General features: G+C 45.5%; 9 protein-coding genes. 3 read left to right on the top strand and 6 right to left on the bottom strand.

Annotated features, from left to right (window positions below; genetic code table 11):
- The 4 genes from QUA45_RS17455 to QUA45_RS17440 all read right to left on the bottom strand — a co-directional run.
- Positions 1-149: type I restriction-modification system subunit M N-terminal domain-containing protein (locus tag QUA45_RS17455; RefSeq protein ID WP_333221697.1), on the bottom strand; the 149-nt coding region annotated here is incomplete at its 3' end.
- 25 nt (positions 150-174) lie between these two features.
- A complete protein-coding gene (locus QUA45_RS17450; protein WP_333221696.1) occupies positions 175-1,500 on the bottom strand; it encodes a phthiocerol/phthiodiolone dimycocerosyl transferase family protein in 1,326 nt (441 codons plus the stop codon).
- Positions 1,501-1,544: 44 nt separating this feature from the next.
- Positions 1,545-4,277 carry a DEAD/DEAH box helicase family protein gene (locus tag QUA45_RS17445; protein ID WP_333221695.1) on the bottom strand — a complete coding sequence of 911 codons (2,733 nt, stop codon included), beginning with the start codon at positions 4,275-4,277 and terminating at the stop codon, positions 1,545-1,547.
- Positions 4,278-4,694: 417 nt separating this feature from the next.
- The gene (locus QUA45_RS17440; RefSeq protein WP_333096464.1) at positions 4,695-5,060 is read right to left on the bottom strand and encodes a hypothetical protein; all 366 of its coding nucleotides are present in this window, start codon (positions 5,058-5,060) and stop codon (positions 4,695-4,697) included.
- A gap of 669 nt (positions 5,061-5,729) precedes the next feature.
- Here QUA45_RS17440 and QUA45_RS17435 point away from each other — a divergent pair.
- Both QUA45_RS17435 and QUA45_RS17430 read left to right on the top strand, forming a co-directional pair.
- Positions 5,730-6,680: a DNA polymerase beta superfamily protein gene (locus QUA45_RS17435; RefSeq protein WP_333096465.1), complete on the top strand. Its 951-nt coding sequence runs from the start codon at positions 5,730-5,732 to the stop codon at positions 6,678-6,680.
- 45 nt (positions 6,681-6,725) lie between these two features.
- Positions 6,726-7,487: a DNA polymerase beta superfamily protein gene (locus QUA45_RS17430; RefSeq protein ID WP_333096467.1), complete on the top strand. Its 762-nt coding sequence runs from the start codon at positions 6,726-6,728 to the stop codon at positions 7,485-7,487.
- Between the two features lie 192 nt (positions 7,488-7,679).
- On the opposite strand, the gene QUA45_RS17425 is transcribed toward QUA45_RS17430, so the two are convergent.
- Together QUA45_RS17425 and cobJ are read right to left on the bottom strand one after the other, a co-directional pair.
- Entirely contained in the window at positions 7,680-8,468 is a 789-nt protein-coding gene (locus QUA45_RS17425) for a hypothetical protein (RefSeq protein WP_333096468.1), read from the bottom strand.
- Between the two features lie 517 nt (positions 8,469-8,985).
- Entirely contained in the window at positions 8,986-10,761 is a 1,776-nt protein-coding gene (gene cobJ, locus QUA45_RS17420; protein ID WP_333221694.1) for a precorrin-3B C(17)-methyltransferase, read from the bottom strand.
- A 210-nt stretch (positions 10,762-10,971) separates the two neighbouring features.
- Here cobJ and bchH point away from each other — a divergent pair, with 210 nt between their 5' ends.
- Positions 10,972-14,799, top strand: a complete 3,828-nt coding sequence (gene bchH / locus QUA45_RS17415) for a magnesium chelatase subunit H (protein WP_333221693.1) — start codon at positions 10,972-10,974, stop codon at positions 14,797-14,799.
- Positions 14,800-14,811 lie beyond the last annotated feature (12 nt).

The following is a 14,811-nucleotide window of genomic DNA, read 5'->3' as shown; positions in this document are numbered from 1 at the left end:
TCGCGCTGGTTCTCAGCGTCGTCTAGGCGTTTGAGGAATAGCAGATAGGAGAATTGTTCGATGGAATCCATCGGGTTGGAGAGCCCCGACGACCACAATCTATCCCAAATTGTATCAACTTTCGATCGCAGTTCAGGATCGGTTAGCATCGGTCACTTCTTTCCTCTTTTGCTATTATTTGACAGCCATTATAACCTTTTCTTGGCAAACCTCAATCAGACAATTGATGACACCTGTAGCAAGCATCTCTATCGTCTCTTGACTAAGTGAAGGCTTAGATGCTAGGAAATTAAGAAGCATTTTTTCTTGAAAAGTAGCAGTTGCCACTGTAAAAACTTTGCCAATAATAGCATTAGACGCAATAAAACTGATTTCTTCTATTTCCAAATCCCCATAAACTTCAGGAATATTAACTCTGCCAATATTAGTCACCGCAATTGTGACATACGATTCGTCAGGATTATTAATATGATATTCAATAATTTTTCTAAATAGCGTTAAAGGTTTAAAAATATCTTTTATTTTTAAACCTAATTCAATATTTTTAGTAACCTCCCTTGATAAATCCCAAAACGACATCTGAGGTTTAATCTTATGTAAAGAAGTTAAAAATGAAGCTAAAAAACCCAAATTTTTCTGCTGTATTGGAGGTGAGATACGTCTACGCAAATCTACATAAGTACGACATGAAACCTTAATGCTTCGTAGTTTTTCCCCTCTAATTTTATTAGCTACTGTAAGTAGCATTGCTGCACATAAGGCCCCCTGTACTGTGGTATTTTCTTGGCGACAAAGTTCAATTAATTTTTGGGTTAACTCTTTTTGTAAGAATCTATGAGTCATGCCACAACTACGAAACTCAAGGGGAACCGTCTCTTCAGACTCTAATTGTTCTGGTTGATGTAAAAGCATTTGTAATTTGGTTTTCAGCAAGAACCATTTGCCTTTGTCGATTCCGTTCTTGCCTTTCATCCATTCAGGTAATAATTCCTCTAAGGGTGGAATAGCAGACTCGCAATCTATATCAATGGAATCTCCAGAGGCAATAATTTGGTAACATTTCAAGATTTCTGATTGTAAGCTTATACAAGATAATCCGTCTGATATGCCATGATGTACAGTTGTGATTAAATAGCTGATGTTGATTTCGGATTGTTTGTAAATAAGAACGCATCTTAGCAGAACCTTACTGCTATCAATAGCCTTGTTCAATTCTTCTCTCACAACATCTTCCCAGTTGTCATTTATGCCCTGTGAAACCACCCGTAAAGGAACTTTTTCTGTTCCTTGATTTGTAAATTCGAGATGATCTAGCGTTCCAATAATCCGAGAGTTTAGTAGAGGATGAATGCTTTGAACTGCATCTAACACCTGCCTCAAAATTTGTTCTTTAATGTCACCTTTGATGCGGCTGATTGTTACTATATTAAATGAGCCCTGTTGCCTGTTTAATAGCTCCATCGCTTGTTCTGTGACCGAAAGCGCTCTGTTGTTATTCATAAATTTAATAGCTCTTTTATTTATCTGAAATCAATCATTAACTATTAAGCCGCTAACTTTTCAGTAAACTCAATTAAATCATCCACTTCCTCCTCAGTAAACCACCTTTCTACCGCATCCTCCCCAAATCTGTCTAACGGTGCCTCATACAAATCCGGAACTTCCAACCGTCGCTTTTTCAAAAACACATTCTGCACCGCCCTTAAAAACTGAATCTGATTGGAGTTAAACTGCCGTTGGGCAATAAAATCCTCAAAATTCCGCCTTACCACATCTTGATAATCCGGTAATGCCTCAATCTCGAACAACTCTCGCAGAAACGATAATAAACTATTGACCTTCAAATTAAACGCCTTGCGAATATTCGACTCCGACAACTGCACGTTTTGGCCACCCAACTCTTGCCTCAGAGTACGCTCTAACGCCACCAGTTGCAAGTCTGTCACCGCTTCCCCGTTGCGAATTGCTGCAATTGTTGGGTGATTTTCCACAATCTCCAACACCTTCGCCTCAACTCGTTGGCGATATTCCTCCACATAAACCTGTTCTCCCCCGTCTCCTAACGTGATATAACCACTGGTAGCAATACGATCGCCCAAATCAATTTCAATAAACGAACTGGGACGCTGACGCCGATTTTTCATCTGATTTGCCAAATCCGCGATCGCCCGATTTAACTCTTCCGGTGTCGCCCTCGGCAGCCGATGCGACAAGCAAAAATCCGCCGAACCCCGACGCTGGGAGTCCTCAAACACAAAATCCGGCAAGCGACTCACATCCTCCGCGATCGATTCCAACGTTCCCGGTTTTGCCCCATCGGTGAGAATTTCCAGCTTCAACCGTTCCACCTTATTTGTAAACGTCGCCGCCGCCACATCCACCCCCGCCACAAACCTCAGCAACGGCGCAACCTGAGTGCGGAGAAAATCAATATTACGCTGACTCAGATACCGCCAAAACCCATCCGTCCAAGCTTGCTCAATCTGAGAATAAACCTGCTGCACGCTAAAAGCATCACGGGGAATTTGGTTAATTTGCTGCCGTAAATCCCTAATTGCCTGCTGACAATCTGCCGATTCCTGATTATCTAAATAAAGTTCCAGCAGCTTCAACCGCGTGTTAAAAATCTTTACCGTAACAGGCAGATTTTGTGTCACCGTCTCCTCACTGGGGTCTTTATCAAACTCATTCTCCCAGAAGTCGATAATCAGAAACTCATCCTTATGCCCATTGGGAAGCCGATGAAAATAGCGGCAAGCCTCATTACTGCGCGTCCCCCGTCCAATCATCTGCTGCATTTTGATGAGAGAATGGACGGGCTTCACAAACACCAAATTGACCACCTCCGGCACGTCTATCCCGGTATCCAGCAAATCGACAGAAATAGCAATGCGCGGCATCTCTTCCTTCTTGAATCGATCGATCAAATCATCAGTGCGTTCCATCTGGGAAGTAATCACCTGCACCATATCGGGATACTGAGGATACATCTCCTCAAACACGCTTGCCAACCGCAGAGCATGGTTTTGACTCACCGCAAATACAATCGTTTTACCCGGATACTGCCCCGATTCATCCTTGTGGCAAACCTCCATAATTTCTTCCCACTGTCTCCGCAGCGTATCCCGATTACTGACAGTGCGCTCTAATTCCGTCCCCTCATAATCAATTTCATCGGGGTCTAACCCTTGCTGAATCAAAGTATTGCGGTCTTCTTCAGAAAGGTTTGCCCCGCGTATCCCCTCCCGTTGAAAGCGAGTCTGTGCTTGACGAAGGCTGTAATCTACGAGATAGCCTTCATTCACCGCATCTCGATAGGGATAATTAAAAGTCGGAATACCATCACAGCGAAAAAGCTGGAACGTATTGCGCTCAATAAAAACCGCTGGCGTTGCCGTTAGTCCAATAATCCGCCCATCGAAATATTCCACCACCTCGCGGAACTGGTTGTAAATAGATCGATGAGATTCATCAAAAATCACCACGTCAAAGAAGCCAGGAGAAAACTTTTTGTAACACTTAACCAGCGTTTGCAGCGTTCCCACATACAGTCGCTTGCTGTAATCAATGTTGTAGGTTCGGATTCTATCTCTTGGCTCGTTCGGCAAATAAACCTTAAAATTCTCATCTAGGGCCTGCTTCACCAACGCATCTCGATCCGCCACAAATAGCACCGTCCGCGCTTGATTCGCTCTCAAAAACAACTCAATCAGCGCCATAATCGTGCGCGTTTTGCCCGTTCCCGTCGCCATCACCACCAGCGCCCGCCGGTGTCCATCGTCAAAGCGTTCGCTAACCCGTTGAATTGCCAACTGCTGATAGGTTCGGTTGGCAATGGCAAGATTCACGCTCAACTGTTTCAGGGGGATTTTGTTCTGACGGATGTAGAGCAAATTCTGCAAGTCTCTGGGCGAGAAGAAACCCGCCACTTGGCGCTTATGTTCGTTCCCCACATCCCAGAAAAATGTCTTATCCCCATTACTCATAAAAGCAAGGGGGCGAAAACTCTGGCGTTTCTCAATCTCTGTAACGTAATGCCTCACCTGCTGTTCTGCTACCCTTGGATCGCGGCGTTGTCGCTTCGCCTCTACAACAGCAATTACTTCGCCGTTTTCCTGATACAGACAATAATCCGTAACTCCGTTCCAGGGTTGAGCATCATACCCATCCACCGGAATCTCTATCCCCACCAGGTTTGGATCTTCGAGGTTCCATCCCGCTGTCTTTAGGGCTTTATCTATTAATTCTTTTCGGGTGTTCGCTTCGTTACGAGACATTACGATATCGTTTACCAACCCCTTTTCTAGAGCGTGCGAGCGCTCCACTCCTATATTTTTCCCTATAACAGATTATAAATCTCATCCAGCCCCACCTTCCATTAAAAGCCAGCGCATCCTAGACTGCGCTTTGTTCTCGCTAAATACCAACCATCATCTTCTAACATTTTAATAACTTCTATAACTAGCCTTTTTTATCTATAAAACTCATCAACTCCCGCACTTTTATTCCCATAATATGCTCTAACTTCAGCAATCACTCCCTTGTAACCTGCGCCACTGATTAAAAACCTCATCCTGCTTTGGGTTCCAAAGTCCCGGCGATCGTAATCTCTCCCAAATTGGGCTAACTGGCGATCGAAGTTCGGCACCAGCGATCGCAATTTAAAACCAGGGACTTGTAGAAACCTGATTTTACTACCTTTTTTGACTGCAGGCGTAGTTCAGCACCTTTCTTTGAACTTGATTAGGGGGAAAGTACGCTTCTCGATATCTTTCATAGACTACAATTTTTCCGGTTTTAACGCTTCCCTCTGCTAGTCTCTGCATCATCCGAGTTTGGCAATTTGCCGAGTACAGCACGTATTGTTTTGAGTTAGTCCTAACATCAAAGGTAATACGAGCGCCTTGTCTATTTATGGTGTTAGTTCCTACATACCAAAAATCATTATTAATCTTTGTTCCAGGAACAGGTTTCCACACAACGTCTGAAATTGCCGAAGCGGTCATTGCTGGACTTAAAACCCCAAGCGCAGCCACCAATGTCAAAGAAATAAATTTCATATCTCTCCTCTTGGATATAAAAAGTTAAGCTGCTAACTCTTCAGTAAACTCAATCAACTCATCCACTTCTGAGTAAACCAGCGTTCCACAGCATCTTCTGGAAACTGATCCAACGGTGCCTCATACAAATCCGGAACTCCAACTGTCGCTTCTTCAAAAACACATTCTGCACCGCCTTTAAAACCTAAATCAGATTGGCGTTAAACTGTCCCTGGGCAATAAAATCCTCAAAATTCCTCCTTACCACTTCCTGATAATCCGGCAATACCTCAATCTCGAACAACTCTCGCAGAAACGATAATCAACTATTAACCTTCAGATTAAACGTCTTGCAAATATTAGACTCCGATAATTGCACCTTCCCCCCGCCCATTCTTGCCTCAGAGTAGGTTCTCAGGCCACCAGTTGCAAGTCCGTCACTGCTTCCGCATTGCGAATTCCTGCAATTGTCGGGTGAGTCTCAAAAATCTCCAATACCTTCGCCTCAAATCGCTGGCGATATTCCTCCTTGATAATTAGACAATGTTCAACAAGGCCAAATCCGCATGAAGCGAAGCTATCCCGTTCGCGAAGCGTTCCCGAAGGGTAGGGAATCGCCCAAAACTTTCCTTACATACTACACCTATGCTACACTAACATTGTAGCTCGTGCCCCGCAGGAGGTTCCGTCATGGCAAATGCCAATCTTTCTCAAAATTTCAACTTAATCATCCCCGCAGGAACCCAAATTGTCACCAAAATCGAGGTCAAAAACCCCGGCGGCGACCAATCTTGGAAACCGGGATTAGTAGGTGTCATCGTTCAATCGCCTACGGACAATTCCCACGCATATTTAGTCAAACTCCCAGACGGAACACAAGTTAGTTTGCGGCGGCACGAACTCAGCATCCGCAAGCAGTTTCAGAGCGAAGGATTGCACTCAGGAGGAGATTTTCTGGCAGAATATAACCTATATGATTCTGTAATTTACCGCTGCATTGTTGGTTCGAGAGCCTACGGTCTTGATAACGAGCAATCTGATACAGACAGACGCGGGATTTATCTGCCGCCCGCAATACTTCATTGGTCGCTTTACGGCATTCCAGAACAATTGGAAAACAAGGAAAATCAGGAATGCTATTGGGAACTGCAAAAGTTTCTAGTTTTGGCGCTAAAAGCTAATCCAAATGTGCTAGAATGTTTGTACACGCCTTTAGTAGAAACTGTTTCTCCTGTAGCACAAGAATTGCTCGAAATTAGGGAAATCTTTCTTTCTCAATTGGTTTATCAAACTTACAATAGCTACGTTTTGTCTCAATTTAAAAAAATGGAGCAAGACCTCCGCAATACCGGGGAAATTCGTTGGAAGCACGCGATGCACTTAATTCGCTTGCTGCTGTCAGGAATTACGGTACTCAAGGAGGGTTTTGTACCGGTTCGCGTGCAGGATTATCGATCGCAACTTTTATCTATCCGCAACCAAGAAGTATCCTGGGATGAGGTGAATCGCTGGCGGTTGAGCTTGCACGGTGAGTTCGATCGCGCTTTTGCTGCAACTTCCTTACCGGAACGTCCTAATTACGAGAAAGCGAATCTGTTTTTGATTGAAGCGCGTAAAGGTGCGATCGAAATCGGATCTTGAAATCGCTTTTTGTGAAACAAAGCCCGCCTGCATGGACTGGAATAAATGACAGAATACATCTCGAATCTCGCCCAAATTATCTCCGTTCAACCTTATCCGCTGCTGTTTGCGACTGTCAGCGGTTCGCACTTATACGGGTTTCCTTCCGCAGATTCTGACTTCGACTTGCGGGGAGTACACATTTTGCCGCTACCGAAAGTAATTGGACTAATTTCGGGAGAAGAAACAATCGAAGTTTCTGAAGTTCGGGAGGGAATGCAACTCGATTTAGTAACTCACGACATCAAGAAATTTTTTGAGATGCTGTTGAAGCGCAACGGCTACGTGCTAGAACAACTGTATTCGCCGCTGATAGTTTACAGTACAAAGGAACACGAGGAATTAAAAGAACTCGCCTCGAACTGCATTACCAAGCACCACAGCCACCACTATCTCGGTTTTGCTAAAACTCAATGGAAATTGTTTGAGAAAGAACGCCCGCGCCGGGTGAAACCGCTGCTGTACGTTTATCGGGTGTTGCTGGCTGGGATTCACTTGATGCAAACTGGGGAAGTGGAGGCGAATTTGGTGAAACTTAACGAGAAGTTCCAGTTGTTGTATATACCTGATTTGATCGATCGCAAGCTGGCAGGAGAGGAAAAATCAGTGCTAGAAGATACAGATATAGAATTTTATCAGCAAGAGCGCGATCGGCTAATTAATATATTAGAAGATGCAAGTTTTACAAGTCATTTGCCGTCAAATCCTCATGCAAAGGTTGCTCTTAGCGATTTTCTGGTAAAGGTGAGGATGTCATCTGTGAACTAAGCTGTTCTAAGCCTAATTAGTCGTTTGGTGCAGCAAGCACCCTACATATTAGTCTATTAGTCGTTTGGTGTGCCGAAAATCGCAGGACCTCCAGCCCAGGACGCATCAGTACCAAAGAAACCGGGTTTTTTATCGACATTAAACACCCGAATGGAGTATTTTCATCGTCGCTCAAACCCGGTTTCAAGTGATTTACCTTGATACACTTGTGTTTGCTGGTTCGCTAATGCCAGCTAGGCCAATATTTCGATCGTCAGTAAATTGTGGGTTTTTGCCTGGTATGTAAATATTCCAACTTACCCCCCCTAAATATATCTTGATATATGACATCAAGGCGTGGATAAATACAACGATGCCGAGCATTTCTAATGACTCTTCAACGGTCACTATTATCTGGTAAACTATATTATCCTCTCCCACTTTAGAAGCTTGGTATCCCCCTAGCAGTTCCATCCCCAATGCTCCTCCAATATAAAGAGCGCACGCTGCAACAAACATTTTTTTTGTAGGAAGAGGAAGGTGTAACAGAAACTTACTGTAGGATATGAGAAAGAGCGCTACTAGAAAACCGAACGGTACAATCCAAGTAAAGTAAAGAAATCCTGTGGTGGTATTTAGGAGACTTCGCATTGGATTTATCAAGTTTTCGTGCAATTGACCAGCTTCGTCTAAAGATAAATATAAAAATATGAATGATAAAATTTTCCAGTGACGCTTGTACCGACAACTATCCAAATTTTTCGCATAAGCAATCACACCTAGCAAGAGAGAACTAAATAGCAATGCCAAAACTGAGTATGCCGTTGGAATGTTCCGCTCGGAATCAACGCTGAATACCTTTACGAAGTAGTTGTCAGATGGAGTACCTGGCAAGAAGTACACAGTCATCTCACTTAAGAAAGATATGACAACTAGACAGGTCACCACTCGAAGCAAAAATTGGGTTACAGCCCCAGGAGCTAAAGGAATGTTGAATTTCATGTTCTTTTAAGTGTTATTTTAACCTTTGTTTAACGGAATCTTATCAAAAGAAAAAACAAATCCGGTCTACCCAAAGACAGAGAAGACTGCTGCGGGTGAATCCCCTCTTTTTGTTGTAAGCGTAAGATTATCGTAGGATTAAGGAATGTAGCAGACCTCGATCGCCATTGATTTTATCGTGAATGTATAATAAAAAAATATTTACTGAGAAGTAAATTTTATCTCTCCCAAAATGAAGCTGAAACCATTACTAGGGTTGAGTCTAGTTCTAAATTCGCTCAATGTCAGCGAGAAAAAATCGGCCTTCGGAAGCCGAGATTCCTCTGTACCGAGGATTTCTGTAATCCAAGAGGATTACCGATCGAGAGTGACAACTATGAGGTGAAATAACAGGCCAGTCTAGTGATTCGCCGCCATTTGTTAACCTAGACTCCCCCCAGCGAGATCAAAATATTTTATTGTCAAAGTCAATTACCTGTCAGTCAATTGCTGATTTCCCAAGTTTTTGCTTCTTTGCTTATTTTTCGTACCTGCGCGGCGTGTAAACCCAAACATCTCCATATTTGCGGGGAATAATCCGAGTTTGACTCGAACCGACAATCACTAAAGTTCTCATGTCAGCGTCTTGCGGCTGGAATTCGCCGAGGGTGCAAACCCGCACAGATTGACCTGGCCGGCCGAGGTTTCGCCCTAGTACGACGGGGGTTTTAGCGTCGCGACTTTGCAACAAAATCTCGATCGCCCTGGAGAGTTGCCAAATCCGCTGTTTCGAGATGGGATTGTAAAATGCGATCGCCAAATCTGCGATCGCAGCGGCCGAAATCCGCTGTTCAATGACCTCCCAGGGCTTGAGAATATCCGAAAGGGAAATCGCGCAAAAATCGTGTCCGAGGGGTGCTCCGATCGCAGCAGCGGCCGCCTGCATGGCTGAAATGCCCGGTGCCACCCGAATATCGATGCCCTGCCATTCGGGTTTGCCATCAAAGTCGATCGCCTCAAACACCGCCGCAGCCATCGCAAAAATCCCCGGATCTCCCGACGAAACCACGGCGACAGATTTTCCCGATGCTGCTAAATCTAGGGCAAAACGGGCGCGATCGATCTCTTCGCGGTTGTCGGAATCGTGCCGCTTTTGTCCTTCCCGCAGGGTTCCAGCTAAGTCGAGATAGAACTTGTAACCCACCCAATCCGTGGCTTCGCGCAGAATTTCCTTAACCTCCGGGGACATCCAGGGCGCGCCTCCAGGGCCGGTACCGACGATCGCCAGTTTGCCGCGGCTAACTCCGATCGCGCTAGCATTTATGGGTTCGGCGGCGAGGGCGATCGCGCAATTCACGGAGTTTGGGCGATCGCATTCGATTAACTGACTGTTTGCACCGGCTGCTGTCAGGGCAATTTGTGCGGCCTGATTTTCGCTGAATTTAATTGAGTCTAATTTGACAAGTTCGGAGAGATTCAAAAAGCGGACCGGGACTTTAAAATATTGTGAAACTGCTTCAAGTGCCGGATTTCCCATCTCCTCTTTTAATGCAAAAAATCCCGCAACGGAAGCTGGCGCTAAACCTGCATTTTCCAAGACTTGCTGGACAAATGAAACCGCTATTTCCGGATCGGTATTCGATAGCTTTGTGAGTGCAACTGCCACAATTTGCGGATGGTACACCAAACAATCTGGCGCAGGCAAAACTGCTTTTTCGGTGACGCGAATAGTCAATTTTGCGTCGGGGGCGATCCTCTTCGAGGGCTTCGCTAACGGCAAATTGCTCTCGGAAAGCCAGCTTGCAGCCCCTTCTAGGCGTACTTTTGCCCCGGCGAGCAAATTTGAAATAAAAGTCTTCGCGTCCTCTGGATTCGCCAAATAATAGCCTTGGGGAGGACTCAGCAGCGCGGTGCGAAACCGGATATCTCCGGTGGTGGTAATTGCAGGCTGTACGCCGAGGGCGGCTGCAATCTCTCTGGCCAAATCATTAACGCCGTGCAAACCGCCCAGCAGCGGTACGACGGCGCTTCCGTCTTCTGCGACGGCTAAAACAGGCGGTTCGGCGCGTTTGTCTGACAGCAGGGGGGCGAGGGTACGGATGATTATTCCGGCGGCGCAGATGCCGATGATTGGGGTTTCTGTTGCAAATAGTTCCCGCAAGGTTTCGCCGAAGTTGCTAAAGTTGATGTCTGTGTTGGAAGTGCGATCGATTAAACCGTAAATCTGGGAACCGGGGAAATGTGCGGAGATTTTTTTGGCGATCGGCAGGCTGTTTTGACCTAAGATAACAATTGCGGGAGGAACTCGATTCACGGTTGTAAATATGGCTGTGTTTGGATTTGTTTGATTATTTTAATCGGTGCTTACTTTAATAAGACATAGTTGATGAACCGCGAAGGCGCGAAGTAAGAGAAAGCAGAAGTTTATCTTTTTTGTTCTGTCTGTCAGTGGCACAGGCATCTTGCCTGTGCATTTCTGCGATTAGTTTATCATTAAAAGAAGCAAATATTTCGAGGTTTGGCTGTGAAACGCATTGTCTTAATTGCAGGGTTTGAATCTTTTAATGCTGATTTGTACCGCAAAGCTGCCGAGTTGGCTGTTTCTGGGTGCCAGGGATTGGAAGTACGGGTTTTTAGCGATCGCGCCCTCGCAGACGAACCCGACGCTGTAGCAGCCGCCCTCTTGAATGCTGATGTATTTTTCGGGAGTTTGCTGTTTGATTACGATGCGGTAATGTGGCTGCGCGAAAGGGTGCAGAATATTCCGATTCGCCTGGTTTTTGAGTCGGCTTTGGAATTGATGAGTCTTACTCAAATTGGTGCTTTTAAAATTGGCGACAAACCGAAGGGAATGCCGAAGCCTGTTAAGTTTATTCTGGATAAGTTCAGCAATGGGCGAGAAGAAGATAAGCTGGCTGGTTATATCAGTTTTTTGAAGGTGGGGCCGAAATTATTAAAATATGTGCCGGTGCAAAAAGTGCAAGATTTGCGAAACTGGCTGATTATTTACGGTTACTGGAATGCGGGCGGTGCGGATAATGTTGTGTCGATGTTTTGGATTATTGCCGAAAAGTATTTGGGGCTGAAAGTTGCAGAAATTCCGCCTCCTGTGGAAACTCCCAATATGGGTTTATTGCATCCCGATTATAATGGTTATTTTGAATCGCCTCGGCAATATTTGGATTGGTATCTGAGTTACCAAGGTGCTAGGGGCGGGCAAGATGCCCGTTCCACAAAATTTGGAACCAATTCGTTCCAAAATTCATATCAAGTAAAATCCCCTGTTGTGGGCCTTTTGCTTTACCGCAAGCACGTTATCACCAAGCAGCCTTATATTCCTCACTTAATCCGCTATTTTGAAGATGCAGGAATTGTGCCTTTGCCGATTTTTATCAATGGCGTTGAAGGCCATGTGGCGGTGCGGGATTGGATGACGACTGCTGATGAAACAGCGCGGCGAAAACAAGGCAATATTGAAACTCTTTCACTTTCTAAAGATGCTGTGGAAGTTGATGCTATTGTTTCTACTATTGGCTTTCCGCTAGTTGGCGGGCCTGCTGGTTCGATGGAGGCGGGGCGTCAGGTGGAAGTTGCTAAGCGGATTTTAACTGCTAAAAATGTACCTTATTTTGTGTCCGCACCTCTGCTGATTCAAGATATCCATTCTTGGACTCGTCAGGGGATTGGGGGTTTGCAAAGTGTGGTATTGTATGCTTTGCCTGAGTTGGATGGCGCGATCGATCCTGTTCCCCTAGGCGGTTTGGTGGGTGAGGATATTTATCTGGTTCCCGATCGCGCGAAACGCCTGACAAGTAGAATTAACAATTGGGTAAACCTACGTCGAACTCCGCCCTCAAAACGCAAAATTGCGATTATTCTCTACGGGTTTCCTCCCGGTTACGGCGCGGCGGGTACGGCGGCTTTACTTAATGTACCGAAATCGCTGCTAAATTTCCTGCACAAACTTCAAGCAGCAGGTTATACAGTTGGAGAAATTCCTGCTGACGGTGAGGAGTTAATTCGCCGGGTGAAAGAAGCGGATGATGCTGCAACCGCAGATGGGGGCGGATTAACGGGGATGAACGCACATAAAGAGGGAATTTATGGCAATACTGTGAATGTTAAAACTCTGGAGAAATGGCTGGGCTACTTGTTAACAAGTCGTATCGAAAAACAGTGGAAATCTTTAACGGGTACGGGCATTAAGACGGACGGCGACGAGTTCCAAATCGGTGGCATTCAACTGGGGAATGTTTGGATAGGTTTGCAGCCGCCGCTGGGAATTGCGGGCGATCCGATGCGCTTGATGTTCGATCGCGATTTGACTCCTCACCCTCAATACGCTGCTTTTTACAAGTGGCTGCAAAATGATTTGCAAGCTGATGCTGTGGTTCACTTCGGAATGCACGGCACTGTTGAATGGTTGCCCGGTTCTCCTCTGGGAAATACTGGCTATTCTTGGTCGGATATTTTGTTGGGAAGTTTGCCGAATCTTTATATTTATGCTGCCAACAATCCCTCGGAATCGATGTTAGCCAAACGTCGCGGTTACGGTGTTTTGATTTCTCACAACGTGCCGCCCTACGGTCGCGCTGGCTTATATAAGGAATTGATTGATTTGCGGGATTTGATTGCCGAATATCGGGAAGATCCGGCAAAGAATTATGTGCTGAAAGAGGCTATTTGTAAAAAAATTTTAGATAGCGGTTTGGAGGCGGATTGTCCGTTTAATGAAGCTCGCAAGTTGGGTATTGCTTTTAGTTTTGAGACGGTGGGAATGTTCAGTGCTGATGCTTTTAACCGCTATTTGGTGAAGCTTTACGAGTATTTGCAGGTGGTAGAATGTCGCTTGTTTTCTTCGGGTTTGCACGTTCTCGGGGAACCGCCTAATTCTGAGGAAATGACCTCTTATCTTGAGGCTTATTTTGGGGAGAGGTTATCACAGGAACAGGTGCAAAAACTGGTTTTTGAAGAAAATGAACCGCAGAGGCGCAGAGGGCGCAGAGAGGAAGAGCAAGAGGGGTTGAATGGGGCTTTTGAGGAAGGGTTGCTGGTGCGGGATTTGTTGTTGCAAACTTCGGATGAGTTAACTAATCTTTTGCGGGGTTTGAATGGGGAATATATTCTGCCGACACCGGGCGGGGATTTGTTGCGGGACGGGGCTGGCGTGTTGCCAACTGGCAGGAATATTCATGCTTTAGATCCTTATCGGATGCCTTCTCCGGCAGCTTATGAAAGAGGCCGCGAAATTGCTCGAAAAATTATTAATAAGCACCTTAAGGAACAGGGGAATTATCCTGAGACTGTGGCGGTGATGTTGTGGGGTTTGGATGCGATTAAAACGCGGGGCGAATCTATTGGAATTCTGCTAGAATTGGTGGGGGCTGAACCTCTCAAGGAGGGAACTGGCCGGATTGTTCGCTATGAGTTAAAACCCTTAGCTGATGTCGGTCATCCCCGGATTGATGTGTTGGGAAATCTTTCGGGTATTTTCCGAGATAGCTTTGTGAATATTATTGAATTGTTGGATGATTTGTTCGTGCGGGCGGCGGATGCTGATGAACCGGAATCGGAGAATTTTATTCGCAAACACGCTTTAGTTTTGCAGGCAAAAGGTGTGCAGAATTATTCGGCAAGGTTGTTTTCTAATCCGGCTGGGGATTTTGGTTCTTTGGTTAACGATAGGGTTGTTGATGGTAGTTGGGAATCGGGGGATGAGTTGGGGAAAACTTGGGAAAGTCGCAATGTTTTTAGTTACGGGAGGAAGGATAAGGGGGAAGCGAGACCGGAGGTTTTGACTCAGTTGTTGCAAGGGTGCGATCGCATAATTCAAGAAATTGATTCGGTTGAATACGGTTTGACTGATATTCAAGAGTATTATGCGAATACTGGCGGTTTGAAGAAAGCCGCAGAAAAGCAGCGCGGCAAAAAGGTTAACACGAGTTTTGTCGAAAGTTTTTCCAAGGATACAACGCCTCGCAATTTAGAAGATTTGCTGCGCTTGGAATATCGAACTAAGTTGCTCAATCCTAAATGGGCAAACGCGATGGCAAATCAAGGTTCTGGCGGCGCTTATGAAATTTCGCAGCGGATGACAGCGTTAATTGGTTGGGGCGGAACTGCTGATTTTACTGATAGTTGGGTGTACGATCAGGCGGCTGATACTTATGCTTTGGATGAAGAGATGGCGAAGAAGTTGCGGGAGGCCAATCCTGAAGCTTTTCGCAATATTGTAGGGCGAATGTTGGAGGCTAACGGCCGGGGTTTTTGGCTCCCGGATGCGGATAAGTTGCAGCAGTTGCGCGAGTTGTACGAGTTGACTGATGAGAAAATTGAAGGGGTGGCAGTGTAGTTTTTTTAGTCT

The organism is Microcoleus sp. Pol12A5 (assembly GCF_036701435.1).
Lineage (GTDB): Bacteria > Cyanobacteriota > Cyanobacteriia > Cyanobacteriales > Microcoleaceae > Microcoleus.
Note: the sequence above shows the minus strand (reverse complement) of the source record. Positions and strands in the feature narration are given on the sequence as shown.